Origin of the sequence: Pseudomonas sp. RIT357 (assembly GCF_000632245.1) — a bacterium.
Taxonomy (GTDB): Bacteria; Pseudomonadota; Gammaproteobacteria; order Pseudomonadales; family Pseudomonadaceae; genus Aquipseudomonas; species Aquipseudomonas sivasensis.
Genome location: NZ_JFYX01000012.1, coordinates 15986 through 42056, shown reverse-complemented (window position 1 = coordinate 42056; position 26071 = coordinate 15986). Strand labels below are relative to the sequence as shown.

At 60.3% G+C, this 26071-nt stretch carries 27 protein-coding genes; 20 read left to right on the top strand and 7 right to left on the bottom strand.

The window, feature by feature from the left end; translation table 11 throughout:
- Positions 1–10 precede the first annotated feature (10 nt).
- On the top strand, positions 11–1114 hold the full coding sequence (locus BW43_RS17905) for a sigma-54-dependent Fis family transcriptional regulator (protein ID WP_032886021.1): 1104 nt from the start codon (positions 11–13) through the stop codon (positions 1112–1114).
- Here BW43_RS17905 and BW43_RS17910 read toward each other — a convergent pair.
- Positions 1103–1468 carry an antibiotic biosynthesis monooxygenase gene (locus tag BW43_RS17910; protein ID WP_032886020.1) on the bottom strand — a complete coding sequence of 122 codons (366 nt, stop codon included), beginning with the start codon at positions 1466–1468 and terminating at the stop codon, positions 1103–1105. The genes BW43_RS17905 and BW43_RS17910 overlap by 12 nt on opposite strands.
- Positions 1469–1567: 99 nt before the next feature.
- Here BW43_RS17910 and soxR point away from each other — a divergent pair, with 99 nt between their 5' ends.
- The 9 genes from soxR (at position 1568) to BW43_RS17955 (ending at position 8539) form a co-directional block, all read left to right on the top strand.
- The gene (gene soxR, locus BW43_RS17915) at positions 1568–2008 is read left to right on the top strand and encodes a redox-sensitive transcriptional activator SoxR (protein ID WP_032886019.1); all 441 of its coding nucleotides are present in this window, start codon (positions 1568–1570) and stop codon (positions 2006–2008) included.
- Between the two features lie 425 nt (positions 2009–2433).
- On the top strand, positions 2434–3633 hold the full coding sequence (locus BW43_RS17920) for a PepSY domain-containing protein (RefSeq protein WP_032886018.1): 1200 nt from the start codon (positions 2434–2436) through the stop codon (positions 3631–3633).
- On the top strand, positions 3633–4169 hold the full coding sequence (locus BW43_RS17925) for a hypothetical protein (RefSeq protein ID WP_032886017.1): 537 nt from the start codon (positions 3633–3635) through the stop codon (positions 4167–4169). The genes BW43_RS17920 and BW43_RS17925 overlap by 1 nt, the downstream gene beginning before the upstream one ends.
- Positions 4166–4489: a hypothetical protein gene (locus BW43_RS17930; RefSeq protein ID WP_032886016.1), complete on the top strand. Its 324-nt coding sequence runs from the start codon at positions 4166–4168 to the stop codon at positions 4487–4489. The genes BW43_RS17925 and BW43_RS17930 overlap by 4 nt, the downstream gene beginning before the upstream one ends.
- Positions 4486–5046 (top strand): DUF6162 family protein, encoded by a 561-nt coding sequence (locus BW43_RS17935; RefSeq protein ID WP_032886014.1) that lies wholly within the window; start codon positions 4486–4488, stop codon positions 5044–5046. Before BW43_RS17930 ends, BW43_RS17935 begins: the two co-directional genes overlap by 4 nt.
- Before the next feature lie 19 nt (positions 5047–5065).
- Complete coding sequence (locus tag BW43_RS17940) at positions 5066–5986, top strand: metal ABC transporter substrate-binding protein (protein ID WP_032886013.1); 921 nt, start codon at positions 5066–5068, stop codon at positions 5984–5986.
- On the top strand, positions 5983–6729 hold the full coding sequence (locus BW43_RS17945; protein WP_032886012.1) for a metal ABC transporter ATP-binding protein: 747 nt from the start codon (positions 5983–5985) through the stop codon (positions 6727–6729). Before BW43_RS17940 ends, BW43_RS17945 begins: the two co-directional genes overlap by 4 nt.
- Positions 6726–7625: a metal ABC transporter permease gene (locus tag BW43_RS17950; RefSeq protein WP_032886010.1), complete on the top strand. Its 900-nt coding sequence runs from the start codon at positions 6726–6728 to the stop codon at positions 7623–7625. Before BW43_RS17945 ends, BW43_RS17950 begins: the two co-directional genes overlap by 4 nt.
- Positions 7625–8539 (top strand): metal ABC transporter solute-binding protein, Zn/Mn family, encoded by a 915-nt coding sequence (locus tag BW43_RS17955; protein ID WP_032886009.1) that lies wholly within the window; start codon positions 7625–7627, stop codon positions 8537–8539. Before BW43_RS17950 ends, BW43_RS17955 begins: the two co-directional genes overlap by 1 nt.
- A gap of 100 nt (positions 8540–8639) precedes the next feature.
- Here the strand turns inward: BW43_RS17955 and BW43_RS17960 are convergent, their stop codons facing one another.
- Entirely contained in the window at positions 8640–9353 is a 714-nt protein-coding gene (locus BW43_RS17960) for a UTRA domain-containing protein (protein WP_032886008.1), read from the bottom strand.
- 352 nt (positions 9354–9705) lie between these two features.
- Here BW43_RS17960 and BW43_RS17965 point away from each other — a divergent pair, with 352 nt between their 5' ends.
- From BW43_RS17965 to BW43_RS17990, 6 genes are all read left to right on the top strand, one after another.
- Positions 9706–10782 carry an ABC transporter substrate-binding protein gene (locus tag BW43_RS17965; protein WP_032886007.1) on the top strand — a complete coding sequence of 359 codons (1077 nt, stop codon included), beginning with the start codon at positions 9706–9708 and terminating at the stop codon, positions 10780–10782.
- Positions 10783–10972: 190 nt separating this feature from the next.
- On the top strand, positions 10973–11779 hold the full coding sequence (locus tag BW43_RS17970; protein WP_032886006.1) for an alkaline phosphatase family protein: 807 nt from the start codon (positions 10973–10975) through the stop codon (positions 11777–11779).
- Positions 11780–11784: 5 nt separating this feature from the next.
- Positions 11785–12621, top strand: coding sequence for an ABC transporter permease subunit (locus BW43_RS17975; protein ID WP_164444784.1), 837 nt, complete (start codon positions 11785–11787; stop codon positions 12619–12621).
- On the top strand, positions 12608–13408 hold the full coding sequence (locus tag BW43_RS17980) for an ABC transporter permease (protein WP_032886004.1): 801 nt from the start codon (positions 12608–12610) through the stop codon (positions 13406–13408). The genes BW43_RS17975 and BW43_RS17980 overlap by 14 nt, the downstream gene beginning before the upstream one ends.
- Positions 13405–14394: an ABC transporter ATP-binding protein gene (locus tag BW43_RS17985; RefSeq protein ID WP_032886002.1), complete on the top strand. Its 990-nt coding sequence runs from the start codon at positions 13405–13407 to the stop codon at positions 14392–14394. The genes BW43_RS17980 and BW43_RS17985 overlap by 4 nt, the downstream gene beginning before the upstream one ends.
- Positions 14395–14423: 29 nt before the next feature.
- Complete coding sequence (locus tag BW43_RS17990) at positions 14424–15077, top strand: HAD family phosphatase (protein ID WP_032886000.1); 654 nt, start codon at positions 14424–14426, stop codon at positions 15075–15077.
- A gap of 146 nt (positions 15078–15223) precedes the next feature.
- On the opposite strand, the gene BW43_RS17995 is transcribed toward BW43_RS17990, so the two are convergent.
- Positions 15224–16186 (bottom strand): zinc-binding dehydrogenase, encoded by a 963-nt coding sequence (locus BW43_RS17995; RefSeq protein WP_032885999.1) that lies wholly within the window; start codon positions 16184–16186, stop codon positions 15224–15226.
- 137 nt (positions 16187–16323) lie between these two features.
- Between BW43_RS17995 and BW43_RS18000 the strand changes: the two genes are divergently transcribed.
- Entirely contained in the window at positions 16324–18405 is a 2082-nt protein-coding gene (locus tag BW43_RS18000) for a carboxy terminal-processing peptidase (protein WP_177326425.1), read from the top strand.
- A gap of 118 nt (positions 18406–18523) precedes the next feature.
- Positions 18524–20293 carry a bifunctional diguanylate cyclase/phosphodiesterase gene (locus BW43_RS18005; protein ID WP_032886476.1) on the top strand — a complete coding sequence of 590 codons (1770 nt, stop codon included), beginning with the start codon at positions 18524–18526 and terminating at the stop codon, positions 20291–20293.
- Here the strand turns inward: BW43_RS18005 and BW43_RS18010 are convergent.
- From BW43_RS18010 to BW43_RS18025, 4 genes are all read right to left on the bottom strand, one after another.
- Positions 20290–20661, bottom strand: coding sequence for a hypothetical protein (locus BW43_RS18010; protein WP_005786715.1), 372 nt, complete (start codon positions 20659–20661; stop codon positions 20290–20292). The two genes, BW43_RS18005 and BW43_RS18010, sit on opposite strands and share 4 nt — an antisense overlap.
- Positions 20658–20996 (bottom strand): helix-turn-helix transcriptional regulator, encoded by a 339-nt coding sequence (locus tag BW43_RS18015; RefSeq protein WP_032885997.1) that lies wholly within the window; start codon positions 20994–20996, stop codon positions 20658–20660. Before BW43_RS18015 ends, BW43_RS18010 begins: the two co-directional genes overlap by 4 nt.
- Positions 20997–21088: 92 nt before the next feature.
- Positions 21089–21547, bottom strand: coding sequence for a YkvA family protein (locus tag BW43_RS18020; RefSeq protein WP_010211619.1), 459 nt, complete (start codon positions 21545–21547; stop codon positions 21089–21091).
- Between the two features lie 311 nt (positions 21548–21858).
- A complete protein-coding gene (locus tag BW43_RS18025; RefSeq protein ID WP_032885995.1) occupies positions 21859–22590 on the bottom strand; it encodes an FKBP-type peptidyl-prolyl cis-trans isomerase in 732 nt (243 codons plus the stop codon).
- A gap of 247 nt (positions 22591–22837) precedes the next feature.
- Between BW43_RS18025 and BW43_RS18030 the strand changes: the two genes are divergently transcribed.
- Positions 22838–24646 (top strand): di-heme-cytochrome C peroxidase, encoded by a 1809-nt coding sequence (locus BW43_RS18030; protein ID WP_032885994.1) that lies wholly within the window; start codon positions 22838–22840, stop codon positions 24644–24646.
- Complete coding sequence (locus tag BW43_RS18035; protein ID WP_032885993.1) at positions 24643–25809, top strand: catalase family protein; 1167 nt, start codon at positions 24643–24645, stop codon at positions 25807–25809. The genes BW43_RS18030 and BW43_RS18035 overlap by 4 nt, the downstream gene beginning before the upstream one ends.
- Positions 25810–26071 lie beyond the last annotated feature (262 nt).

The following is a 26071-nucleotide window of genomic DNA, read 5'->3' as shown; positions in this document are numbered from 1 at the left end:
AGAGGTGCCCATGCAGCTTCTAACCCTACCGCCCTCGCCCGCCCTTGCGACCTCGATTCGCGCCACGGCCCAGGTCTTCGAAGACCCGAAATCCCAGGCGCTGCTCGACCATATCCAGCAAGTGGCGCCCAGCGAAGCCAGCGTGCTGATCATCGGCGAAACCGGGACCGGTAAAGAGCTGGTGGCGCGCCACATTCATAACCTCAGCGCGCGGCGCAACCGCCCGTTCGTGGCGGTGAACTGCGGCGCCTTCTCTGAATCCCTGGTGGAGGCCGAACTGTTCGGCCATGAAAAAGGCGCCTTTACCGGCGCCCTCAGCGCCAAGGCTGGCTGGTTCGAAGAAGCCGATGGCGGCACGTTGTTCCTTGATGAGATCGGCGATTTACCGATGGCCATCCAAGTCAAATTGCTGCGTGTCCTACAGGAACGCGAAGTCGTACGCTTAGGTTCGCGCAAGAGCATTCCGATTGATGTGCGCGTACTGGCTGCAACCAACGTGCAGTTGGAAAAAGCCATCAACGCCGGGCATTTCCGCGAAGACCTCTACTACCGACTCGACGTGGTGAGCCTGGAACTGAGCCCGCTGCGCGAGCGCCCCGGCGATATCCTGCCGTTGACCCGGCACTTTATCGAGGCTTACAGCCGACGCCTGGGCTACGGCCCGATCACGATCAGTCGCGAAGCCGAACAAAAACTCAAGAGCTACAGCTGGCCGGGCAATATCCGCGAACTGGAAAACGTCATCCACCACACCCTGCTGATCTGCCGTAACGGCGTGATCGAACGGGATGATTTGCGCCTGTCGAACATGCGCATCGAGCGCCAGGACGACAGCCAGCACGGCACCGACAACAGCGCCGAAGCCTTGTTGGAGCGCGCCTTCCAAAAGCTCTTTGAAGAACAGGCTGGCGCCCTGCATGAAAAGGTCGAAGACGCCCTGCTTCGGGCCGCTTACCGTTTCAGCCATTACAACCAGGTGCACACCGCCAACCTGCTGGGCCTGAGCCGTAACGTCACGCGCACACGCCTGATCAAGATTGGCGAATTGGCGGTGAATAAGCGTCGGCCGGGGGAGAACGTGCAAGGTGAACGGATGCTGCATTTATCCATATAGACGGCAGTGCAATGCATTGTCATGGCTGCGCTCAAAACTGCGCAGCACCTGGAACGAACCAAAGGTCACCGCCGTGGCCTGATGGGCGCGAATCAGTGTCCAGAAGTCTTCCTCACCCTGCTCAAAACGCTTGAACGCTGCCTCACCGTGCGCTCGGGACGTCCATTGCAGGTAATTAAGCACCCGCCGGCCGTCATCGCTGACCTGCACGCTCGCACTGAGAAATCCGTCATGGCCCTGGGCCAAACGCTCGCTTTGGGTGGACAAGGCCGCCACCAGGGCAACTTGCTGCTGAGGCTCGATATGGAACTCGATCAGCTGAGTGAAGCCGAGATTCTTCTCTGATACCTGCATGAATACTCCCCTTCCGCTGTAGGCAGAATCTTGCGATTCGATGCCACGCAGGGTAAAACCTCCAGTTAAGTCAAGGTCAAGCGCTTAATCGGAGTTTTCATGATTACCAAGGAACTCACCGTCGGCCAACTGGCCGCCCGTAGCGGCGTAGCCGTCACGGCCCTGCACTTCTACGAAACCAAGGGGCTGATTCAGAGCAATCGCAACGCGGGCAATCAGCGGCGCTATCCGCGGGATGTATTACGCCGCGTGGTGGTGATTAAGATCGCCCAGCGCTTGGGGATTCCCCTGGCGACGATTGGCGAGGCATTACAGACGCTGCCAAATGGCCGCACCCCCACAGCCAAAGACTGGGAACGTCTGTCGGCACTGTGGCGCGAAGACCTGGACGAGCGCATCAACAAAATGATGCTGCTGCGCGACAAGCTCAACGGCTGCATCGGCTGCGGATGCTTGTCGTTGGAAGCATGCCCGCTGCGCAATCAGGATGACCTGCTGGGTGAGCGCGGGCCTGGTGCGCAATTGCTCGAGCCCAGTTGAGCTTTCTCGTCGTAACCGCCGGAGCCCTTGATTGGCGTGGCCTATCGTGAAAGGCCGGACCTGCGCATCGACAATGCCACCGAGGGCATCGAGCGCTACAAGAAAGCCTTCGGCGCCACCCACGCGTGTTTGTCGTAAAGGGTTCTGGCAGTCATTTTGGGCGGGCCGTTCAACGGCCAAGCCCATCCTACGCAGCGCGCCGGCCCTATCAACGCCTGCTCGGTGATAGCTCGGAACATGTTTCGTGTTCGATAAACGGGTAAAAAACCACCGAATGTGAATCTGAAACATTTTCTTTCATATCCGGGTTAGGGATTTCTCATTCTCATCCGTCTTATTTAGATACAGCCTGTCGCGTCAGCAAAAGCTACGACTGGCCTTTTCCGGGCCTCCCTCGCCCCCCTCCGATCAAGACCCTCATTTACATGTCGAAGAAGTCACGCTCCAAACTCTGGTTTCTCGTACATAGCTGGCTGGCGTTGCCCATCTGGTTCTTTGTACTGATCGTCTGCGTCACCGGCACCCTGGCGGTGGTCAGCCAGGAAATCGTCTGGCTGGCCAACCCGGATATCCGCGCGAGCAAACCGTCGGATGACGCCGAACTGTTGAGCTACGACCAAGTGATCAGCGCCATCAAGCGTGCCGAGCCCGAGGTGATTGTCCAATCGCTCAGCCGCCCAGATGAGTCGCACTTCGCCCTGAGTGTCGACCTCAGCTACCCCGACGGGCGCTCGCTTGAGGTCTACGTCAACCCTTACACCGGCGCGATCCAGGGCATCAGCCCGTCGTTCAATTTCCGTCAGTTCACCCGTGCGCTGCACGGCTGGTGGCTGGTGCCGTTCACCAATGGCTACAGCTGGGCCTGGTACCTGGTGTCGTTGCTTGGTCTGCCGCTGCTGGCCTCGCTGGTTACCGGGCTGGTGGTCTACAAGCGCTTCTGGAAAGGTTTTTTCAAACCAACCCTGCGGTTTCGCCACGGTGCGCGAATCTTCTGGGGTGACTTCCACCGCCTGAGCGGTATTTGGTCTATCTGGTTTATCGCAGTCATTTCCATCACCGGCACCTGGTTCCTGATCCAGGCGATCCTGGGGGACAACCAGATTTCAATTTCCAGCGAGCCCATCGTCCCGGTGATCGCCCGTGAAAAAGTACCGTCCTCGGCAGCAGGTGTGCCGGCACCGATGATTCCCCTGGATGAAGCCATTACGATTGCGACCCAGCGCATCCCTGGCCTGGAAGCGAGCTTCGTGCGCATGCCCTTCAACGCCTACAGCCACCTACAAATCGGCGGCCGCGGCTGGTACCCACTGATGTACCAAACCGCCCAACTCAACCCCTATAGCGGCGAAATCGCTGTCTCGCACCTCCTGTCCGACCGCACCGCACTTGAGTTCGTCACCGAATCCATGCGCCCGCTGCACACCGGCGATTTTGGCGGACTGTGGATCAAGCTGATCTGGGCGTTCTTCGGCCTGGTGCTGAGCATGATGGTCTTGAGCGGCTTGCTGATATGGACCAAGCGCACCGCCTTGGCCACCCTCAATGCCCTCAAGCGCGAGGCCAAGACCCAGCGCAAGCCTGTTTCCACCCCGGCCTTGCAGGCTGAAACTTCGGAGAGCCACTGATGAGCAAGGTCGCAGCGACACCGCCGACTCCCCTGCGGGCTTTCTGGCTGAAATGGCGATTCCATATCAATGTTCTGCTACTGCTGGTGCCCCTGGGCTTCATGCCCAAGTATTTTGCCGATGCCGCACTGTTTCGCGGTGACGCGGGTATCGGTGAGCGGGTGGCCGGAGAAATACAGGTTGGCCCCTGGAGCCTGACCCTCGCCGAGTTCCGCAATGAGGGCCCAAGCCCGGACCCGGCCGGCCCGATGAAGTTCTTCAACGCCGCCCTGTGCGACACCTGTGCCGACCAGGTCAAGGCTACTTACCTGCGCATCGGCAAGCCACGCAGCCTGCGCGCGGCCGGGGTGATCTTCTTTGGCACACCGTACCGCATGGGCGCCGCCCTGCCCGTCCCTGAACGCACACCTGCCGACGCCGAACTGTGGGTCACCATGGAAGGCTGGGACGGCACGATGCACCAGGGTTCCATCCCGCTGAGCCAGGCCTCGCCTGCCACCATTGCCTGGCTGAACAAGCAAGGAGTCAAACCATGATGATCAAGCACCTGTCCCGCGCCGCGCTGTTGCTGTGCGCGGGTTTAAGTACCGTGGCCCTCGCCCACAACCCTATGTGCGAATGCAAGGAAATCCCCGGCGAGCAGATCCAGTGCAAGGGCGGCTTCTCCGACGGCAGCGGGGCGCCCGGCGTGACCCTGGATGTGATCGGCTACGACGAAACCATCCTGGTGCCCGGCAAGCTCGGCCAGGATTCGACCCTGACCTTCAAGAAGCCATCCGCCGAGTTCTACGTGCTGTTTGACGCCGGCCCTGGCCACGTCGTTGAAATCGACCAAGCGGATATCCAGTCCCAATGAGTACGACACACGTTGTACGTCCCGCGGGCGCTGGCCACGAAACCCTCTACGTCTTGCTGCTGTGCCTGATCATCCTCGCGGTCGCCGGCACGGTGGTGGCGCTGCACGGCGAATCCCAGGAAGTGGCCGCCGTGCCCAGCCACCAGTTGGACGCCCGCCGCGACCTGAGCGCCGCCGAGCAAGGCATCTACGCCGACTTGCGGGTGACCCTGGATGAAATCCACTTGCTGCAGCAAGAGCAAAGCGCCCTGCCGACGCCTGGGCAATTGGCCGAAGAAGGCTTCGCGCCGTTCGCCCAGGATGCGAGTTCAGTCAGCCGTGGCGATCACCGCTGGCAGTTACTGGCGCCTGCGGCCTACTTCGGGTTGAGCCAGGCGCCGACCACCAGCGGTTCACTGCTGATGCGCGTACAAGGCACCGAGCCGGATATCTGGCTCAACCGCCGCAAAGACCTGGCCGCCCCCTCCGACCTCACTGACCAGGCGCTGATCGCGGCCGGCTGGCAGCAAGTGGTCGCGCAATTCGATGCCGGCGTTACCCGCCAGCACCGTCACTGAACGAGAAGACCGATTGCCCATGTCTATTTCATCTCCCCTGTTGCGCCTGTTGCTGGTCAGCCTGCTCAGCCTGATACTCGCCCCGCTGGCCAACGCCGAAGCGGCTAAACGCCTGCGTATCGGCATCACCCTGCACCCTTATTACAGCTACGTGGCCAATATCGTCGGCGACAAGGCCGACGTGGTGCCGCTGATTCCAGCCGGTTTCAACCCACACGCCTACGAGCCGCGCGCCGAAGACATCAAGCGCATCGGCACCCTGGACGTGATCGTGCTCAATGGCGTCGGTCACGACGACTTCGCCGACCGTATGATCGCCACCAGCGAGCGCCCGGACATCCCGGTGATCGAAGCCAACGCCAACGTGCCGTTGCTGGCCGCCACCGGCAATGCCGCGCGCGGTGCGGGCAAGGTGGTCAACCCGCACACCTTCCTGTCGATCAGTGCATCGATTGCCCAGGTCAACAACATCGCCCGTGAGCTGGGCAAGCTCGACCCGGACAACGCCAAGACCTACACCCAGAACGCGCGTGCCTATGGCAAACGCCTGCGCCAGATGCGCGCCGACGCCCTCGCCAAGTTGACCAGCGCGCCTAACCCGGACCTGCGCGTCGCCACTGTGCATGCGGCCTACGACTACCTGCTGCGTGAATTCGGCCTGGAAGTCACCGCCGTGGTAGAGCCGGCCCACGGCATTGAGCCCAGCCCCAGCCAGTTGAAAAAGACCATCGACGAAATGCGCGCCCTGGACGTGAAGGTGATCTTCTCGGAGATGGATTTCCCCTCCACCTACGTCGACACCATCCAGCGTGAATCCGGGGTCAAGCTGTACCCGCTGTCGCATATTTCCTATGGCGAATACAGCGCTGAAAAGTACGAAGTGGAAATGACCGGCAACCTCAACACGGTGGTCCGGGCGATTCAGGAGTCGGGCGCATGACGGCGGCACAATCCCTGAAGGTCGCCAGCGTCGGCCCGACACTCGACTTCGACACGGTGTCCCTGACCCTGGGCCGCACCGTGATCCTCGACGGCGTGAGTTTCCAGGTGCAGCCGGGCAGCATCCACGCGCTGGTCGGCCCCAACGGCGGCGGCAAGAGCTCGCTGATCAAGACCCTGCTGGGACAAACGCCGCATCAGGGTCGCTTGAGCCTGCAGTGGCCGACCACGCCGGGCACAATCGGCTATGTGCCCCAGGCGCTGGAATTCGACCGGGGTTTGCCGATGACCGTGGACGATTTCATGGCCGCCATGTGCCAGCGGCGCCCGGCGTTTCTGGGCTTGTCCAAGCATTACGCCGCGGCGATTGGCGAGGCTCTGGAACGGGTCGGCATGCAGGACAAACGCAAGCGGCGCATGGGGGCACTGTCCGGAGGTGAACGCCAACGCGTGCTGCTGGCCCAGGGCTTGATCCCTGCGCCGCAATTGCTGGTGCTGGATGAACCGATGTCGGCCCTCGATGAAGCGGGCATCCAGGTGTTCGAACGCCTGCTCAGTGACTGGCGCCTCGCCGGCATGACCGTGCTGTGGATCGAGCACGACCTTGAAGCCGTAGGCCGTCTGGCCGACCGCGTTACCGGCCTTAACCGCCGCGTGCTGTTCGACGCCACACCACAGGAGGCGCTCACCCCGGATCGCCTGCTGACCCTGTTCTCCACCCACCCTCGGAGCCCGGCGCAATGAGTTATGAAGCGTTTCGCCTGATGGTCCAGGGCTGGGCCTCTGCCGGTTACCTGCCGGAGGCACTGGCCTATGGTTTTGTAGTCAATGCCCTGCTCGCCGGTTTGCTGATCGGCCCAGTGCTCGGCGGCTTGGGCACGCTGGTAGTGGTCAAGCGCTTCGCGTTTTTCTCCGAAGCCGTCGGCCATGCTGCGCTGACCGGCGTCGCCGTGGGCATTTTGCTCGGCGAACCCTACACCGGCCCCTACGGCAGTCTGTTCGGTTACTGCCTGCTGTTTGGCATCCTGCTCAATTACCTGCGTAACCGCACCGGCCTGGCGCCAGACACTTTGATCGGCGTGTTCCTGTCGGTGTCCCTGGCGCTGGGCGCAAGCCTGCTGCTAATCCTGGCGGGCAAGATCAACGTGCACATCCTGGAGAACGTGCTGTTTGGTTCGGTGTTGACGGTCAACGGTAACGATCTGCTGGTGCTGGCGATTGTCGGCTCGCTGGTGATGGCTCTGGCGCTGCCGCTGTACAACCGCATCATGCTCGCCAGTTTCAACCCGCAACTGGCGGCAGTGCGCGGAGTGGCGGTGAAGACCCTCGATTATCTGTTCGTAATTCTGGTGACGCTGATCACCGTCGCGGCAGTCAAGGTCATCGGCGCGATTCTGGTCGGCGCCCTGCTGGTGATTCCAGCTGCGGCGGCGCGCCTGTTGAGCCAGTCGCTCAAAGGTTTCTTCTGGGTCTCGGTGGTGATCGCCACCGTCAGTACCCTGTGCGGGATCCTGCTGCCGATCATCTTCGACCTGCCGATTCCTTCCGGTGCCGCGATCATCCTGATGGCCGGTATCGCTTTCGCTTTTGCCGCCATCGCGCGCGGCACCGTGCCCAGCCTCAAAGGGAACTTTGGATAATGCGCTCTGTTCTTCAGCCTCTCGCCTTGGCCATCGCCTGTTTAATCACTCCGCCGCTGATCGCCGCCGAGGCAGTCAAACCGACTGCCCACTCCGCCAAACCGGTCAAGGTGCTGGCGTCGCTGCCAATCACTTATGGCCTGGCCGAGGTGCTGCTCAAAGGCACCGACGTGCAGCTTGAGCGCGCAGCCCCGGCCAACCTGCCGGGCTCGCGCCAGGTGTCGTACTTCACCGGCCGTGGCGCCTCCGCACTGAGCGCGCTGGCCCAGGACGCCGACGCCGCCATCGGCCTGCGCTCGCTGTGGGCAGATGATCCGCTGTACCCCGTGGCACGGCGCAGCAACATCCGCATTGTCGAAGTCGATGCCGCACGCCCCGTGGACGGCGGGTTGCCGGGGATCGCCGTGCAACCGGGCGTCGCTGACGGTTTGAACAGCCAACCATGGCAATCGAGCAGTAACCTGGGGCGCATGGCCGATGTCTTGTCCACCGACCTGAGCCGCCTGGCACCGGGCGCCAAGGTGAAAATCGACGCCAATCTGGCTGCACTCAAGCAACGCCTGCTCAAGCTCACCGCCGACAGCGAAGCCCGGCTGGCCAAGGCGGACAACCTGAGTGTGGTCAGTTTGAGCGATCACTTTGGGTATTTGGTCAGCAGCCTGAACCTGGAACTGATCAGCACCGATGCGCGACCGGATGCCGAGTGGACACCTGAGGCGTTGCACACACTCAGTACTGAATTGAAGGACAACGATGTGGCCGTGGTGCTGCACCATCGCCAGCCGAGTGAAGCGGTGAAAGCCGCCATCACGGCAGGCGGCTCGACATTGCTGGTGCTGAATGTCGACGGTGCAGACCCGGTGACGGAGCTGGAAACCAATGTGGATCAGGTAATCAAGACGCTCAGTCACTGATATGGAGGTGACCAGCACCCTGTTTTAGGGCTGCTTTGCAGCCCAGCGCAGGGCAAGCCTGCTCACTACAGAAGCAAGCTCAGCGCCGGGAGAGCGGTGGTTAAACCACATCCACGCCCACATGAATCGCATCATGCCGCCAGAACTCCAGGTCGCAGTCGATCAAGCGCTGGTGCTGGTCATAATTAACCCGAGCAATCCGCAAACCCGGGCTGCCCACCGACACGCGCAATGCGGCGGCGGCTTCCACCGGCAGTGACGTCGGCACAATCTCGAAGCGCACCCGTCCGTAGTGCAAGTCGTATTTGCGCACGTACAACTCGGTCATCGACTGATTCAGGTCGCACTCAAGAATCCCCGGGAAATATTGCGGGTTCAGGTAGTGCTCCACATACAACACCAGTCGCCCATCGATCCGCCGGCTTCGGCAGATCTGGATCACGCTGGACAATGCCGGCAGTTGCAGCCATGCACACACCGCCGCCGATGCAGGTTGCAGGCGCGCCGAAATCACTTCGGTGGACGCCACGCGGCCCTGGTCGTTGACCATCGCGTGAAAGTGGCTGCGCTGCATCAGGTTGTAGGCCAATCGTGGCGGCGACACGAACCAACCCCGGCGTTCCTCGCGATAAATCTGCCCTTGGGCCTCAAGTTGTAACAAGGCTTCCCGCACGGTAATTCGGGTGGTACCGAACAACTCGCTGAGCTTGCGCTCGGCGGGCAGTTTGCTTGCAGGCGGCAAAAGTCCATGGTCGATCTGCTCTTGCAGCGCCAGGCCGATTGATGTCACCGCCTTGATTGCCTCATCACGCATCAACGTTACCTATCTGGACTAGACCAGCACCGTTCAGGTGCATAAAAGCTCCGCAATCGGGCCCTTGCGACTGCGTACAAGCGTAGGCATTGCAGATGACCGACAGATGACAGCCCGCCTCAAGTGCATGCCGCACCTCTTGCAATACACCGGCCAAGTCCAGAGCCTACGGGCACTTGGGCATGGTCTACGCTCAGCCTGTGCCGAGCGACATCGGCGCGTTAAAAACGACAACGACATGAAACTGTCATCCATCGAGCCTAAATTGGCTCAGGTATTGCTCTGACCTAGACCAACACCACCGCAAACGTTCATAAAAACGCAGCGTTGAAAACGCCCAAAGGAGCTTCGGATGAAACAGCTTTTCCTGGCATCACTGTTAGGCTCGACCATTGCCATGTGCACCGCCGCCATGGCCGCTGATACCGATCTAAAAACCTTGGAAGCCGCCGCGAAAGCGGAAGGCGCCGTCAACAGCGTCGGCATGCCCGATGACTGGGCCAACTGGAAAGGTACCTGGGAAGACCTGGCCAAGACCTACGGCCTCAAGCACATCGACACCGACATGAGCTCGGCCCAGGAGATTGCCAAGTTCAAGGCCGAGAAAGACAACGCCAGCGCCGACATCGGCGACGTCGGCGCAGCGTTCGGTCCGATTGCGGTGAAGCAGGAAGTCACCCAGCCGTACAAACCGTCCACCTGGGCTTCGGTGCCGGACTGGGCGAAAGACAAAGACGGTCACTGGGCCCTCGCCTACACCGGCACCATCGCGTTTATCGTCAACAAGAAGCTGCTGCACGGTTCCGAAGTCCCCACCAGTTGGGCCGACCTGCAAACCGGCAAATACAAAGTCTCGGTGGGTGACGTGAGCACCGCAGCCCAGGCCTCCAACGCCGTGCTGGCGGCGGCCATCGCCAACAAAGGCGATGAAAAGAACATCGCGCCAGGCCTGCAGTTCTTCACCAAGATCGCCCAGCAAGGCCGGCTCGGCCTGTCCAACCCGACCATCGCCACCATGGAAAAAGGTGAAGTCGAAGTAGGCATCGTCTGGGACTTCAACGGCCTGAGCTACAAAGCCAAGATGGCCAACCCGGATGACTACGTGGTGCTGATCCCCTCGGACGGCTCGGTGAAATCCGGCTACACCACCATCATCAATAAATACGCCAAGCACCCGAACGCCGCCAAGCTGACCCGCGAGTACATCTTCAGCGATGCCGGCCAACTCAACCTGGCCAAGGGCAATGCGCGTCCGATCCGTGCGGAAACCGACCTGAAACTGCCGGCTGAAATCGCCAAGAACCTGATCCCGGGCGAGCAGTACACCAAGGCCAACCCGCAACCGATCAAGGATGCCGATGCCTGGGAAGCGACTTCCAAGAAGCTGCCGCAGCTGTGGAATGAGCAGGTCATCGTAGAGATGAAGTAAGGGTTTTATCCCACATTGGAGCTCCAGTGGAGATCCAATGTGGGAGGGGGCTTGCCCCCGATGACGGTGGATCAGCTAACAAATCCGTTGCATGACACACCGCTATCGGGGGCAAGCCCCCTCCCACATTTCTGACCCCGTTCCTCCAGAGGAATTGAGCCAAGTCAATCGTTGCGGAGCGCTCTCCCCCATGAAGCACACTGTCATCCTTGTCGTGCTCGACGGCCTGAACTTCGAGGTTGCCCGACACGCCATGGGGCACTTGCAGGCCTATGTCGGCGCAGGACGCGCAGCCCTCTACAAGCTGGAATGTGAACTGCCCTCGCTGTCCCGCCCGCTCTATGAATGCATCCTCACCGGCGTGCCACCGATCCAGAGCGGTATCGTGCACAACCAGGTCGCGCGCCTGTCCAACCAGCGCAGCATTTTCCATTACGCCACCGACGCAGGTCTTAGCACTGCGGCTGCGGCTTACCATTGGGTCAGCGAGTTGTATAACCGCTCGCCCTTTCTCGCCGCTCGTGATCGCCATACCGACGACACGACGCTGGCGATCCAGCACGGACATTTCTACTGGAATGACCATTACCCCGATTCCCACCTGTTCGCCGACGCCGATAGCCTGCGACTCAAGCACGCGCCGGACTTTCTGCTGGTGCACCCGATGAACATCGACGACGCCGGCCACAAGCACGGCCTCGACAGCGCGCAATACCGCAACAGCGCACGCTCGGCCGACATCATCCTGGCTGACTACCTGCAAGGCTGGCTCGACGCCGGCTGCCAAGTGCTGGTGACCGCCGACCACGGCATGAACAACGACCGCTCGCACAACGGCCTGCTGCCGGAAGAACGTGAAGTGCCGCTGTTCGTCCTCGGCGATGCCTTCAGCCTGGATGCCAACGCCACGCCGAAACAGACCGACCTGTGCGGCACCGTCTGCGAACTGCTGGGCGTGCCCCACGACAAACCTGTATGCCGGGAGCTATTGAAGTGAATGCCATGACTCGCGGCAAATGGCTGGCATTGCTGTGCCTGGTGCCTTTCACGCTGTTCTTTATCGTGTTCGAGATCGCCCCGCTGGTGTGGGTGCTGATCAACAGCCTGCAAACCGAAGAGGCCGGCTGGGGCCTGGAAAACTTCACCCGGATCTTCAGCTCGAAGTTCTACCGGCAAGCGATCCAGTTCAGCCTGGAGATCAGTTTTTACTCCAGCATTTTCGGCATCATCATCGCCACTCTCGGCAGTTATTCGCTACGCCGCGTCGATGGGCCGCTGCGCAACTTCGTTACCGCCTTCGCCAACATGACGAGCAACTTCGCCGGCGTCCCCCTGGCGTTCGCGTTCATCATTTTGCTGGGGTTCAACGGCAGCATCACTCTCATGCTCAAGCAGGCCGGGATCATTCAGGACTTCAACCTGTATTCCAAGACCGGGCTGATCATCCTCTACACCTACTTCCAGATCCCCCTCGGCGTGTTGCTGTTGTACCCGGCCTTCGATGCGCTGCGTGAAGACTGGCGCGAGTCCGCGTCGTTGCTCGGCGCGAATGGCTGGCAGTTCTGGCGGCACATCGGTTTGCCGGTGCTGACGCCTGCGCTGCTGGGCACCTTCGTGATCCTGCTCGCCAATGCCTTGGGCGCCTACGCCACGGTCTACGCCTTGACCACCGGCAACTTCAACGTGCTGCCGATCCGTATCGCGGGGCTGGTCTCCGGCGATGTGTCCCTCGATCCGAACATGGCCAGCGCCTTGGCCGTTGTGCTGGTGGCGCTGATGACCGTGATCACCGTGGTCCATCAACTGCTGCTCAAGAGGAGCTACCATGTCTCGCGCTGAAGCCGGCCCGGCCTCCCTCTACCACCGCGTGGTGGTGTACCTGCTCTTTGCAATCCTGGTATTGCCGTTGGTGGGCACGTTCGTTTACTCGATTGCCAGTAGTTGGTCGGCAACCATCCTGCCGGCGGGCTTCACCGTGAAGTGGTACGTGCAGCTCTGGAGCGACCCGCGCTTTCTGATGGCCTTCGGGCAGTCGCTGCTAGTGTGCGTGGGCGCGTTGATCCTGTCGGTGGTGCTCATTCTGCCGCTGCTGTTCGTGGTGCATTACCACTTTCCCAAGCTCGACGCGCTGATGAACATCCTGATCCTGCTGCCCTTCGCGGTGCCGCCAGTGGTGTCATCGGTGGGCCTGCTGCAACTCTATGGTTCCGGGCCGTTGGCAATGGTGGGCACGCCATGGATCTTGATCGGCTGCTACTTCACCGTGGCGCTGCCGTTCATGTACCGGGCGATCACCAACAACCTGCAAGCCATCAACTTGCGCGACCTGATGGACGCCTCTCAACTGCTGGGCGCCAGCACTTGGCAAGCGGCGATCTTCGTCGTGCTGCCCAACCTGCGCAAAGGCTTGATGGTGGCGCTGCTGCTGTCGTTCTCGTTCCTGTTCGGCGAGTTCGTGTTCGCCAACATCCTGGTGGGCACCCGCTACGAGACCCTGCAGGTGTACCTCAACAACATGCGCAACAGCAGCGGACACTTCACCAGTGCCGTGGTCATTTCCTATTTCTTCTTTGTGCTGGTGCTGACCTGGGCCGCCAATATCTTGAACAAGGACAAAAGCCAATGAGCTTCGTCAGCGTCCAACACTTGCAAAAGGGCTACTCCGGTACGCCCGTGTTTAGCGATATCAACTGCGAAATTGCCAAAGGCGAGTTCGTCACCCTGCTCGGCCCGTCCGGGTGCGGCAAGTCCACGCTGCTGCGCTGCATTGCAGGTCTGACCTCGGTGGACAGTGGGAAAATTCTGCTTGATGGCCAGGACATCGTTCCGCTGAGCCCTCAGAAAAGAAACATCGGCATGGTCTTCCAGAGCTACGCGCTGTTCCCCAACATGACCGTGGAACAGAACGTCGCCTTCGGTCTGCGCATGCAAAAGGTCAACGCCGACGACAGCCACAAGCGCGTGCAGGAAGTACTGCAACTGGTAGAGCTCAAAGACCTGGCCGGGCGCTACCCGCACCAGATGTCTGGCGGCCAGTGCCAGCGCGTGGCCCTCGCCCGCTCCCTGGTGACACGCCCACGCCTGCTGCTGCTGGATGAGCCGCTGTCGGCGCTGGATGCACGCATTCGCAAGCACCTGCGTGAGCAGATTCGCCAGATCCAGCGCGAACTGGGGCTGACCACAATTTTCGTGACCCATGATCAGGAAGAAGCCCTGACCATGTCCGACCGCATCTTCCTGATGAACCAGGGCAAGATCGTTCAAAGCGGCGATGCCGAGACCCTCTACACGGCGCCAGTTGACGTGTTCGCCGCCGGTTTTATCGGCAACTACAACCTGCTCGACGCCGACAAGGCCAGCCAATTGCTGCAACGCCCGATCAGTGGGCGCATCGCGATTCGCCCCGAAGCCATCGAACTGAGCCGCAGCGGCGAACTGGATGCACTGGTGCGCAGCCACAGCCTGCTGGGCAACGTGATCCGCTACCGCATCGAAGCGCGCGGCGTGGAACTGGTCGTCGATGTGCTCAACCGCTCGGCGGACGATCTTCACCCGGATGGTCAACGCCTGGCACTTTCCATCGACCCCAGTGCGCTGTGTGAAGTAGCCTGATGCAACGATTTACAAAGAGAGCGTGACGGATGGCATTGGTAATTTTTGATCTGGACGACACCCTGATCCACGGCGACTGCGCCACCCTGTGGAGCGAGCAGATGGGCCGCCTGGGATGGGTCGACCCCGAGTCGTTCATGCGCAGGAACAACGAACTGATGGACGCCTACAGCCGCGGCGAACTGGCCATGGAGGACTTCATGGACTTCAGCCTGGAGCCAATGATCGGCCGCACCCCGGAAGAGATCGATCATCTGGTCGAGCCGTGGGTGGAGGACGTGATTGAACCGCTGATCTACAGCGAGGCCACCAAGACCATCGCCAGGCATCGTGCGAATGGCGACCGGATTTTGGTGATTTCGGCATCGGGAACGCATTTGGTGAAACCGATTGCGGCGCGAATCGGTATTGATGAGGTGTTGGGTATTGATCTGGACGTGAGCCATGGCGTGTACAGCGGCCGTACCGTGGGTGTACTCACCTACCGCGAAGGCAAGATCACGCGATTGCTGGATTGGCTGGAGCAGGAACGTGAGACATTGGATGGCGCGTACTTCTATTCGGATTCGCGCAATGATCTGCCGTTGCTACTGAAGGTGGATCACCCGCAGGTGGTGAACCCGGATCCGGTGCTGCGCGAGCATGCAGAGAAGGCTGGTTGGCCAATCCACCATTGGATCTGACACCCGCTATCTTGAATTGAAATCCAATCAGGCGAATGTGGAGGGGGCTTGCTCCCGATGCCGGTGGGTCAGATGAAATATTCTTCACTGACACACGGTTATCGGGAGCAAGCCCCCTCCCCATTTGGTCGCATTTCAATTCAAGGTCAGGTCACGCTTTCGTCGATCACCAACACCAACTTCCCTGAAATCTGGTTAATCGCAAGCTCAGCAAACGCCGCCTCGGCATCCTTGATTGGGAAGGTCTTGGCCAACTGCGGGCTCAAGCGCCCTTCGGCAAACAACGGCCAGACATGCTGGCTCAAGTCACTGAACAGGTCTGCCTTGAACTGATCGTCACGGCTGCGCAGGGTCGAGCCCAACAACTGGATACGCTTGCCCAGCACTAGGGCCAGGTCCAACTGCGCCTCGCGACCGCCCATCAAACCGATCAACACCCAACGGCCGTCCAGCGCCAGCAGCTTCAGATCCAGCGCCGCATAGCTGCCGCCGACCGGGTCAAGGATCACATCAAACGGCCCGAAATCCCGCAGCCCTTCGATCCCATCGGTACGTACCACGCCGCCCTGGGCGCCCAGGTCTTCACAGTAGGCCAAGCGTTGCGCCGAGCCGACGCTGACCCAGCACGGGCTGCCAAACGCCTTGCACAGTTGGATCGCCGCCGAGCCCACGCCACTGGCACCGGCATGCAGCAGCACTTTCTCACCGGGCTTGAGGCCCGCCAGTTGGAACAGATTGAGCCATGCGGTGCTGTACACCTCAGGCAAGGCCGCCGCTTCAATCAACGACAGACCTTCCGGCACCGGCAGCACATGGCGAGCATCTACCACCACCTCTTCGGCCATGCCACCACCGGCGAGCAACGCACAGACTCGATCCCCCACTTGCCACGAGGAACCAGGCCCCACTTCGCTGATCACCCCGGAACATTCCAGGCCCAGCACAGAGCTGGCGCCAGGAGGTGGCGGATAGAGCCCGGCACGCTGTAATAAATCGGCGCGATTAAGACCCGCAGCCGCCACGCGAATGCGAACTTGGCCTACGTCACATGTAGGACTTGGTTCGTCCAACCACTCCACATGACCTTCAACGCCTTGCAATGCTTTCACAGTGCCTCCATAGTGAGTCTGGACTGAGCCCGTAGCAGTAGCGCGGGCTTTTTGCATTATGCGACCGGCCCCTATGGAACCGGCAACTTCAAAGACGGCCTAATATGCGTTATCAATTGCCCCCGCGTCGAATCAGCATGAAGCATCTGTTCCCCAGCACCGCCCTCGCTCTTTTCATTGGTCTCGGCTTCGCGTCGATGTCGACCAATACGTTCGCAGCCAACAGCTGGGACAACCTTCAACCGGATCGCGATGAGGTGATTGCCAGCCTTAACGTGGTCGAGTTGCTTAAGCGCCATCACTACAGCAAGCCGCCGCTGGACGACGCTCGCTCGGTGATCATCTACGACAGCTACCTCAAGCTGCTGGATCCGTCGCGCAGCTACTTCCTGGCCAGCGATATCGCTGAGTTCGACAAGTGGAAGAGCCAGTTCGACGATTTCCTCAAGAGCGGCGACCTACAGCCCGGCTTCACCATCTACAAGCGCTACCTGGACCGCGTCAAAGCGCGTCTGGATTTCGCCTTGGCTGAGCTGAACAAAGGCGTCGACAAGCTCGACTTCACCCAGAAGGAAACCCTTCTGGTGGATCGCAAGGACGCCCCTTGGCTGACCAGCACCGCCGCCCTCGATGACCTGTGGCGCAAACGCGTCAAGGACGAAGTGCTGCGCCTGAAGATCGCCGGCAAAGAGCCCAAGGCCATTCAGGAGCTGTTGACCAAGCGCTACAAGAATCAGTTGGCGCGTCTGGACCAGACCCGTGCAGAAGATATCTTCCAGGCCTACATCAACACCTTCGCGATGTCCTACGACCCGCACACCAATTATCTGTCGCCAGATAACGCGGAAAATTTCGATATCAATATGAGTCTGTCGTTGGAAGGCATTGGTGCCGTCCTGCAAAGCGACAATGACCAAGTGAAGATCGTGCGTCTGGTGCCGGCCGGTCCGGCAGACAAGACCAAGCAGGTCGCTCCGGCGGACAAGATCATCGGTGTGGCCCAGGCCGACAAAGAGATGGTCGATGTGGTCGGTTGGCGCCTGGACGAAGTGGTCAAGCTGATCCGTGGGCCGAAAGGCAGCGTGGTGCGCCTGGAAGTGATTCCGCACACCAATGCGCCAAACGACCAGACAAGCAAGATCGTGTCCATCACCCGTGAAGCGGTGAAGCTCGAAGACCAGGCGGTGCAGAAGAAAGTCCTCAACCTCAAGCAGGATGGCAAGGACTACAAACTGGGCGTGATTGAAATCCCGGCCTTCTACCTGGACTTCAAGGCCTTCCGCGCTGGCGACCCGGACTACAAGTCCACCACTCGCGACGTGAAGAAAATCCTGACTGAACTGCAGAAGGAAAAAGTCGACGGCGTGGTCATCGACCTGCGCAACAACGGCGGCGGCTCCCTGCAGGAAGCCACCGAGCTGACCAGCCTGTTTATCGACAAAGGTCCGACCGTGTTGGTGCGCAACGCTGACGGACGTGTGGACGTGCTTGAAGACGAGAACCCGGGCGCCTTCTACAAAGGCCCGATGGCGCTGCTGGTCAACCGCCTCTCCGCCTCGGCCTCGGAAATTTTCGCCGGCGCCATGCAGGACTATCACCGTGCGTTGATCATCGGCGGCCAGACCTTCGGCAAAGGCACCGTGCAGACGATCCAGCCGCTGAACCATGGCGAGCTCAAGCTGACGTTGGCCAAGTTCTACCGGGTTTCCGGGCAGAGCACCCAGCATCAGGGCGTGCTGCCGGACATCGATTTCCCGTCGATCATCGACACCAAGGAAATCGGCGAAAGCGCTCTGCCGGAAGCCATGCCGTGGGACACCATCCGGCCGGCGATCAAGCCTGCTACGGATCCATTCAAGCCGTTCCTGGCACAGTTGAAAGCTGACCACGATACCCGCTCCGCCATGGATGCAGAGTTCGTGTTTATTCGCGACAAGCTGGCCCTGGCCAAGAAGTTGATGGAAGAAAAAACCGTCAGCCTCAATGAAGTGGACCGTCGCGCGCAGCACAGCGATATCGAAAACAAGCAGCTTGTGCTGGAGAACGTCCGCCGCAAGGCCAAGGGCGAAGAACCACTCAAGGAGCTGAAGAAAGAAGACGAAGACGCGCTGCCGACCGAAGCGGATAAAACCAAGCCGGAAGACGATGCGTACCTGGCCGAGACAGGCCGGATCCTGCTGGACTACCTGAAAATCACCAAGCAGGTAGCCAAGCAGTAAATGATGGCGATTTAACGTGATCGCTCCCCAGAGTGTCATCATATAGACATCATTCTGTCGTGAAATGAAGGACCGCAGGCTTATCGCCTGCGGTCCTTTTTTTTCGATCGAGATCACCATGACCATGACCGAACAGCTGAATGCATTGGGCTCTATCCTGGCTCAACGCAGTTTGCACAGCCTGTTCCAACCGATCATCTGCCTGTCCGAACGGCGCATCCTCGGCTACGAAGCCCTTAGTCGTGGCCCGTCCAACAGCCCTCTGCACTCCCCCGTTGCGCTTTTCTCGGTGGCCAGGCAAACCGGGCGCCTCAGCGAATTGGAAATGGCATGCCGCGAAAGCGCGTGCCGACGCTTCAGCGATCAAAAGCTTCCAGGCAAGCTGTTCCTGAATATCTCGCCGGAATCCTTGATGGAAACGGCGCACCAACCGGGACGCACCCTGCAACTGCTGCGCGACTTCGGCATTCCGCCGAGCCAAGTGGTGATCGAACTCACCGAGCAAACCCCCACCGACGATTTCGACCTGTTGCAAACCGCCCTGCACCATTACCGCAACATGGGCTTTTCAATTGCCTTGGATGATCTGGGTGCCGGCTATTCCAGCCTGCGCTTATGGTCGGAGTTACGTCCGGACTACGTGAAAATCGACCGGCACTTCATCGACGGCATTCATCAGGATGCACTCAAGCGCGAGTTTGTCGGTTCGATCCTGCAAATCGCCAGGGCCTCCCGTGCCCAGGTCATCGCCGAAGGTATTGAATTGCCGGAAGAGCTGGCGGTATTGACTGAGATGGGCGTCGATCTGGTGCAGGGTTACCTGCTCTGCCGTCCACAGGAACAACCGCCACAAGAAGCACGGCTGATGTTGCCCAAACCGGACCAGACCACGGTGACGCTCAACGACGAAGGCAGCGACCTCAGCGCCCTGCTCAATGAGCAACCGGCAGTGGATCAAGGCACCGCCACGGCCAAGGTGCTGGAAGCATTCCGCCGCCAGGCCAACCTCAACTCCCTGGCGGTGCTGGATGAGCGTGGGCACCCCGTTGGCATCGTCCATCGGCATTCGCTGTCCGACGCGCTGCTCAAGCCGTTTGCCACTGACCTGTTCGCTCGCAAACCCATAAGTCGCTTGATGAGCACTGACTTTCTGGCGGTGGAGCTGAGCCAGTCACTGCAGCAGGTCAGCCGCTTGCTGACCAGCCGCGCAAGGCAACGTATCGAGGAAGACTTCATCATCACGCTCAATGGCGATTACCTGGGCCTGGGCCGAGTGATCGATGTGCTTAAGCTGATCACCGAGTTGAAAATCCAACAGGCCCGCTACGCCAACCCGCTGACGCTGCTGCCCGGCAATGTACCGATCCAGCAGTGCCTGACACGGCTGTTGCAGCAACAGCGCGAGTCAGTGATCTGCTACGTGGATATCGACAGCTTCAAACCGTTCAATGACATCTACGGCTACGGGCGTGGGGATGAGGTGTTGCTGTGCCTGGCGCAGTGCTTGAACGACCGGGTCGACCCCAGCCGCGACTTCGTCGGGCATATCGGCGGCGATGATTTTTTGCTGGTGCTGGGGCCACAGGAATGGCGCAAGCGGCTCAACCAGTTGCTGGATGACTTCCATACCCAATGCCGGCGTTTCTACCGCGCCGAGCATCTCGACGCTGGTTGCTTTGTGGCACTGAACCGTCAGGGCGTGCGCCAGGAATTTGCGCTGCTGTCGTTGTCGATTGGAGTGGTGCATTTGTATCCACAGGCCTGTGGACAACTCGATGCCAGCCAGTTGGCGGAATTGGCGTCGCAGGCCAAGCACCATGCCAAGGATGTGGCTGGTTACAGCATCCATGTGATCGACAGCATGGACATGTTGCCCCAGACGCTTTAGGCCTCGGCCGACTCCGGATACTCGTATTCGAACACCCGCACCACTTCGGAGGCATGCCAGGACGCCGCGGCCACGCCATCGGAGGGTCCGCTGAAGCGCCCGAGGCGCTCCACGCATTCAAAGAAGCCGGTACGCGGCAGGCGGCTGGCGCCCTGGCTGATCACCAGGGAGCTGCGCAACGGTTGCTCAGCCTTGGCGTCCAATGCCGCCAGGTGCTCCAGAGCAGCGGCCAGGGTTTGCATCGCCGGCGTCGGAAACTGCAGGCGCTCCAGCAGCGCGCGGTAAGTCAACAGATGGCGCTGGCGGCGCGCCTGGTCCAGTTCGTTAAGTAACCCATCCCAATGCTGACGGCTGATACGTAGGCTCAAGATTCATCCCTCCAACCTGCAACGCCTAATTCCCAGGCCAGGCTGCGTCGTATCGCGGCATCCGGCTGACGTTCACCACTTTCGATCAATCCGAGATACGACGGGCTGATGCCCACGGTGCGAGCCAGCACTTCAATCGCCAGGCCCTTGGTTTCACGCAAACCGCGCAGGTCTGCGAGCGGGCGCAAGTCCTGGTCAGGTGCGGGTTGGACAGTACGAGAAGGAGGCGGTGAAGGCTGTTGCTGACCGGCAGCTTTTAGCAGCGCCTGGTACTGATCCCATGGCAACACCGCGTACTCGGGTTCGCCATTACGTGAAATTATCTGAATATCCATGACTGCCCCGTAGGATAACTGCACTTACTGAGTAAGCTCTTTCCTTAGGAGTGTAATCCTAACAGCCACAAAGGTCGCAGGGGATAGCTGCCTCATCCGTTTTTTTGCGGGTTTTCCTTGGCCAGCAAGGCCGGAGTCGCAGGCAAACGCTCAACCACCGCGAGCTTTTCCGGGCGCTGCGCGTCACGCCAGGCGCGAAAAGCGCTCAGTTCGCCCTCTAGGGTCTTCATGACCCACGCAAGTACGGCGATGTCATCGAGCATGCCGAACATCGGGATAAAGTCCGGAATCGCATCAATCGGGCTGAGGAAGTACATCAGCCCCGCTACCACCGAGATCAGCGCCTTGGGGCTGATCGCCCGATACTCTCCCCGCCAGTACGCGAGGCACAGGGCCTGGAGCAGTTTGAAATCATCCTTGAGCTTGCCCAGGCGATTGCCCTGGCTTGACCCCTTGGCGGCCACCGCAAACAGCAGGGTCGGCAGGCGCCCACGGCCCAGCAAGCGTGCAGCCATGGGTAGGAAACGGGTGAAATTGAAGGGTGGTTTCATCTGTCACTCCAGTTCCATCAAACAGAAAGGTTATCCACACAAATTGTGGATAACCTTGTGAACAGAGCCTTTTTTACTGGCTGAAAGCCACGGTTTAAAAGGCTTTCAGTCAGATCGGGCGTTTTTTGCGCACATCAAAAAAACCCAAGATTTCATTGACTTGGCGGTTGTGTGCGGCTAGTGCTGCCTTAGCCTTATATCAGACTGCCACTGGCCAGGGATGTTCGTTTGGATTTGCCCAAACCGCAATGTAAGTGCTTCAGAAACAACAACGCCCCGTCGAGACGGGGCGTTGTGTGTTCAGGCGCCTATTACTTCTTGGCGGCTGGTGCGTCAGGAGCTTCAGCCTTGGCTGGGTCCTTGATGGCCAGCAGTTCCAGGTCGAATACCAGCACGGAGTTGGCTGGAATCGCCGGGCTTGGGCTCTGGGCGCCGTAGGCCAGGTCGGACGGGATGTACAACTCGACCTTCTCGCCGACGTGCATCAGTTGCAGGCCTTCGACCCAACCTGGGATCACGCCGCTGACCGGCAGGTCAATCGGGCTGCCGCGATCCACGGAGCTGTCAAAGGTGGTGCCGTTGGTGAGTTTACCGGTGTAGTGAACAGTCACCACGTCAGTCGGCTTAGGCTGTGCGCCGTCAGCTTTCTTGATGATCTTGTACTGCAGACCGGAAGCGGTGGTGACGACGCCGTCTTTCTTGGCGTTGTCTTCGAGGAATTTCTTGCCGGCGGTTGCCGACTCTTCGCTCATTTTGGTCATGCGTTCTTCAGCACGTTTTTGCAGTGCGGCGAACGCTTCAACCAGTTCGTCGTCTTTGAGCTTCTGCTCTTTCTTGCCAACGGCATCTTCGATGCCCTGGGCTACTGCTTTGGAATCCAGGTCATCCATGCCTTCTTGAGCAAGGCTTTTGCCCATGTTCAGGCCGATGCCGTAGGAAGCTTTTTGCGCCGGGGTTTTCAGCTCTACGCTGGTCTGCGAATCACAACCCGCAAGTACCAGGCTAACCAGGGCCACCGCCGCCGCCAACCGATGCTGTTTCATGCTATTTCCTTGTTCATGCGCCAATAGGGCATTCGAATAAAGTCGCGAGCTTATCAGGCGGCCACGACCAATGGCTACCGGCATGTGAGCAGGAAACTTCCGATAAGTTCACGTGTTTAAAAGCATTTTCATTCATGATGGGCGTCCGCGACGGATCGCGGGACCGCCTCTCATAAGGCTCATGGCCACTTGCCGCACCTATGGCGTAGTGGCATAACAACGCTACAACTCGACAAGGATAGTTATCTTGCGCATTTTTTCCCGTGTTTTACTCCTGATATTCGCCATTCTGGTCCTATCACTGGCCGTGGTGCTCTATTACACCGTTAACCCCAAGCTACCGAACTACGTGCCCGTGGAGCAGGTGCACTATCAGGATCAATGGAGCGCCGCCGACCGCCAGACCTATTACTTCACGCCCCAAGGCACCCAGGTAAAAGGCCTGCATTACGACTGGTTCACCGCCCTGGAGCTGCCGTTCTCCGAGGGACGTTTTGCCACGCCAGAGTACCTGGCGCGCTTCGGTTTCCTTGTGGATCCCAAGCAAGTGCCCACCGCGCAAAACCCCGGCAACCTGCCGGTAGGTTTTGCCCGACATAAAAACGCGGGCAGCAACGTTGAGTACTTGGACATCACCTGCGCCGCCTGCCACACCGGCGAGCTGCACTTCAAGGGTCAGGCCCTGCGGATTGACGGCGGCTCGGCCCAGCATGTGCTGCCCTCCAGCGTGCCGACACTACGCGGCGGCAGCTTTGGCCAGGCCTTGGTCGCCAGCCTCGCAGCGACTTATTACAACCCATGGAAATTCGAACGCTTCGCCCGTCAGGTGCTGGGTGATCGTTACGACGCCGAACACAGCCAACTGCGCCAGGACTTCAAGCAGTCGCTGAACAAGTTCCTAAAAGTCGCCTGGAACGATACACACCGCGGCCTCTACCCCACCGAAGAAGGGCCGGGCCGTACCGACGCGTTTGGCCGCATTGCCAATGCCAGCTTCGGCGATGCCATCTCCCCGGAAAATTATCGCGTCGCCAACGCACCTGTGGACTACCCACAGCTGTGGGATATCTGGACCTTCGACTGGGTGCAATGGAACGGCTCGGCCCAGCAACCGATGGCACGGAATATCGGCGAAGCCCTCGGTGTGGGGGCGACCCTAACGTTTTTCGATGGCGCTGGCCAACCGCTTCAAGGCGATGCGCGTTACCCGTCCAGCGTACGAGTGCGCGACCTCCACCTGATCGAAGAAACCCTGCAACGCCTCAAACCGCCCACCTGGCCCGAAGAATTGTTCGGGCCTATCGACAAGCCCCTCGCTGCTCAGGGCCGCGCGCTGTTCGCCGAGAACTGCGCCGGCTGCCACGTGCCCACCGTCAGCCAGGAAGGTGGCCGCCCTGTGCAGACACTGAAAATGCTGCCGGTGGACTACATCGGTACCGACCCCGGTACCGCCACCAACATCGCAGACCAGCGCTATGACCTCAGCGCCCTGCAATGGGACCCTGCGGAGCTATCCAAGCTGAATGTCCAACTGCACCCGACGCCAACCGAACCCCTGGACCTGAAAAAAATGTCCGTGGCCAAGGGCCTGGCGTACGTCACCGCCTTCGTCGAAGACCACGCTTACCGCGCCGCCGGTGTCACACCGGCCGAACGCCCGCGCCTGGATGGTTTTGGCCTTCCGATTGGCGTGCGCGAGCTGCGTGCCTACAAGGCCCGTCCACTGGCGGGCGTGTGGGCCACCCCGCCATTCCTGCATAACGGTTCGGTGCCGACGATCTACCAACTGCTCTCGCCCCAGGACGAGCGCAGCACCACGTTCTATAAAGGCACCTTCGACTACGACCCTCGCCATCTCGGCTTCGAGACTGCGGCGTTCAAGAATGCTTTTCTGTTCGATACCAAAATTACCGGCAACCACAACAGCGGCCACGAATTCCGTGCAGGCGCTCGTGGCAAAGGCGTCATCGGCCGTGGCCTGCAGCCGCAGGAACGCTGGGCGCTGCTGGAATACCTCAAAGTGCTGGGCGGCCCGCTGGAGCAACAATTGCCATGATGATTCGATCTCGATACGACCAACCGTCCCTGCTCGCCCGCCTGTGGCTGCGCATTGGTAGGTTTCTCGGCAAGACCCTGTTGTGGCTGGTCGGACTGGGCTTGCTCGGCTGGCTGGCCGCTACCGCCTGGTATGCCTGGCAGCACAGCGGGCCGGTGTCGCCGGATGAACACGTCCCGGCAGGTGAAGCCGCGATGACTCAGGGCATCATCCAGACGGCAGTGCGCATCGTTGACCAGCACCGCGAAGGCACGCGCTACCTGCGCGATGCCCATGCCAAGGCCCACGGCTGCGTGAAGGCCGAAGTCAGCGTACTGGCGGATCTCGACCCGGCATTACGCCAGGGTGTATTCGCCGAACCGGGCAAGACCTGGCAGGCCATGATGCGGTTGTCCAACGGCAACGCCTACCCGCAGTTCGACAGCATTCGCGATGCCCGAGGCATGGCGCTCAAGCTGTTGGACGTGCCGGGCAAACAACTGCTGGCCGACCAGCAGACCCGCACGGAACAGGACTTCGTGATGTTTAGCCATCCGAACTTCTTTGTCAGCGATGTGGCGGAATACGCGCAGAACATCGGCGCCCAGGCCGATGGCAAAAAAGTCTTGGCGTTCTTCCCCAAGGCTGACCCACGCACTTGGCAGGTGCGTCATCTATTTATCGCCCTGGCAACCCTGGCACCGGCCCCGGCAAGCCCGACGCAAACTACGTATTTCTCGGTATCGCCCTACAAGTTCGGCGCGGCGAATGCCAAGTTCCGCGTGGCGCCAGACCCGCAGAGCTGCCCGGAATACGTCCTGCCCAAACAGAACCAGGACCTGCCGAACTTCCTACGCAGCGCCCTGAGCCAGCAGTTGTCCACGGACCGCGTCCCGGCGTGTTTCGTGTTGCAGATCCAGCGGCAGAACCCGCAGAAATTCATGCCGATCGAAGACACCAGCATCGAGTGGAAAGAAAGCGATGCGCCCTACGAGAGCGTGGCCAAGGTGCGAATCCCGGCTCAGGACTTCGATACACCCGAACAGAACCTGGCGTGTGACAACCAGTCATTCAACCCGTGGTTCGGCGTGGAAGAACACCGCCCTATCGGTGGTATCAACCGCTTGCGCAAGGCGGTGTACGAGGCCGTCAGCGATTACCGCCACAGCCGCAACGCACCGTAAAGAGTGCGTAATAATGGGCCCGGCGTCGTAAGGATTGCGTCGGGTCTATTGAGGCGCTTTCGCCGTAACTCTACCGTGGACGCCTACTCCATCACGTAGGACGCCCATCGTGGAAAACTCAACCCTAGGCATGATCGTGCTGACCATAATCGCCGTGTTCGGCACGGCCTCTTTTTGCTTCGAGCATTTGGCCACGCGCCAGCCACGCAAGAAAAAGGTCAGGTAGCCTCAGCGGTCCGTTTCAAGGCGTCCTGACGGGTCG

What these genes read in the sequence shown, in the direction of transcription:
- BW43_RS17985 (WP_032886002.1), top strand. Translation starts at nt 13,405, where the DNA reads ATGAGCTTCGTCAGCGTCCAACACTTGCAAAAGGGCTACTCCGGTACG.
- BW43_RS17945 (WP_032886012.1), top strand. Translation starts at nt 5,983, where the DNA reads ATGACGGCGGCACAATCCCTGAAGGTCGCCAGCGTCGGCCCGACACTC.
- BW43_RS18000 (WP_177326425.1), top strand. Translation starts at nt 16,324, where the DNA reads ATGAAGCATCTGTTCCCCAGCACCGCCCTCGCTCTTTTCATTGGTCTC.
- BW43_RS17955 (WP_032886009.1), top strand. Translation starts at nt 7,625, where the DNA reads ATGCGCTCTGTTCTTCAGCCTCTCGCCTTGGCCATCGCCTGTTTAATC.
- BW43_RS17980 (WP_032886004.1), top strand. Translation starts at nt 12,608, where the DNA reads ATGTCTCGCGCTGAAGCCGGCCCGGCCTCCCTCTACCACCGCGTGGTG.
- BW43_RS17965 (WP_032886007.1), top strand. Translation starts at nt 9,706, where the DNA reads ATGAAACAGCTTTTCCTGGCATCACTGTTAGGCTCGACCATTGCCATG.
- BW43_RS18015 (WP_032885997.1), bottom strand. Translation starts at nt 20,996, where the DNA reads ATGGATATTCAGATAATTTCACGTAATGGCGAACCCGAGTACGCGGTG.
- BW43_RS17910 (WP_032886020.1), bottom strand. Translation starts at nt 1,468, where the DNA reads ATGCAGGTATCAGAGAAGAATCTCGGCTTCACTCAGCTGATCGAGTTC.
- BW43_RS17905 (WP_032886021.1), top strand. Translation starts at nt 11, where the DNA reads ATGCAGCTTCTAACCCTACCGCCCTCGCCCGCCCTTGCGACCTCGATT.
- BW43_RS17940 (WP_032886013.1), top strand. Translation starts at nt 5,066, where the DNA reads ATGTCTATTTCATCTCCCCTGTTGCGCCTGTTGCTGGTCAGCCTGCTC.
- BW43_RS17935 (WP_032886014.1), top strand. Translation starts at nt 4,486, where the DNA reads ATGAGTACGACACACGTTGTACGTCCCGCGGGCGCTGGCCACGAAACC.
- BW43_RS17975 (WP_164444784.1), top strand. Translation starts at nt 11,785, where the DNA reads ATGACTCGCGGCAAATGGCTGGCATTGCTGTGCCTGGTGCCTTTCACG.
- BW43_RS18020 (WP_010211619.1), bottom strand. Translation starts at nt 21,547, where the DNA reads ATGAAACCACCCTTCAATTTCACCCGTTTCCTACCCATGGCTGCACGC.
- BW43_RS17960 (WP_032886008.1), bottom strand. Translation starts at nt 9,353, where the DNA reads ATGCGTGATGAGGCAATCAAGGCGGTGACATCAATCGGCCTGGCGCTG.
- BW43_RS18005 (WP_032886476.1), top strand. Translation starts at nt 18,524, where the DNA reads ATGACCATGACCGAACAGCTGAATGCATTGGGCTCTATCCTGGCTCAA.
- BW43_RS17970 (WP_032886006.1), top strand. Translation starts at nt 10,973, where the DNA reads ATGAAGCACACTGTCATCCTTGTCGTGCTCGACGGCCTGAACTTCGAG.
- BW43_RS17930 (WP_032886016.1), top strand. Translation starts at nt 4,166, where the DNA reads ATGATGATCAAGCACCTGTCCCGCGCCGCGCTGTTGCTGTGCGCGGGT.
- BW43_RS17920 (WP_032886018.1), top strand. Translation starts at nt 2,434, where the DNA reads ATGTCGAAGAAGTCACGCTCCAAACTCTGGTTTCTCGTACATAGCTGG.
- soxR (WP_032886019.1), top strand. Translation starts at nt 1,568, where the DNA reads ATGATTACCAAGGAACTCACCGTCGGCCAACTGGCCGCCCGTAGCGGC.
- BW43_RS17950 (WP_032886010.1), top strand. Translation starts at nt 6,726, where the DNA reads ATGAGTTATGAAGCGTTTCGCCTGATGGTCCAGGGCTGGGCCTCTGCC.
- BW43_RS17990 (WP_032886000.1), top strand. Translation starts at nt 14,424, where the DNA reads ATGGCATTGGTAATTTTTGATCTGGACGACACCCTGATCCACGGCGAC.
- BW43_RS18025 (WP_032885995.1), bottom strand. Translation starts at nt 22,590, where the DNA reads ATGAAACAGCATCGGTTGGCGGCGGCGGTGGCCCTGGTTAGCCTGGTA.
- BW43_RS18035 (WP_032885993.1), top strand. Translation starts at nt 24,643, where the DNA reads ATGATGATTCGATCTCGATACGACCAACCGTCCCTGCTCGCCCGCCTG.
- BW43_RS17925 (WP_032886017.1), top strand. Translation starts at nt 3,633, where the DNA reads ATGAGCAAGGTCGCAGCGACACCGCCGACTCCCCTGCGGGCTTTCTGG.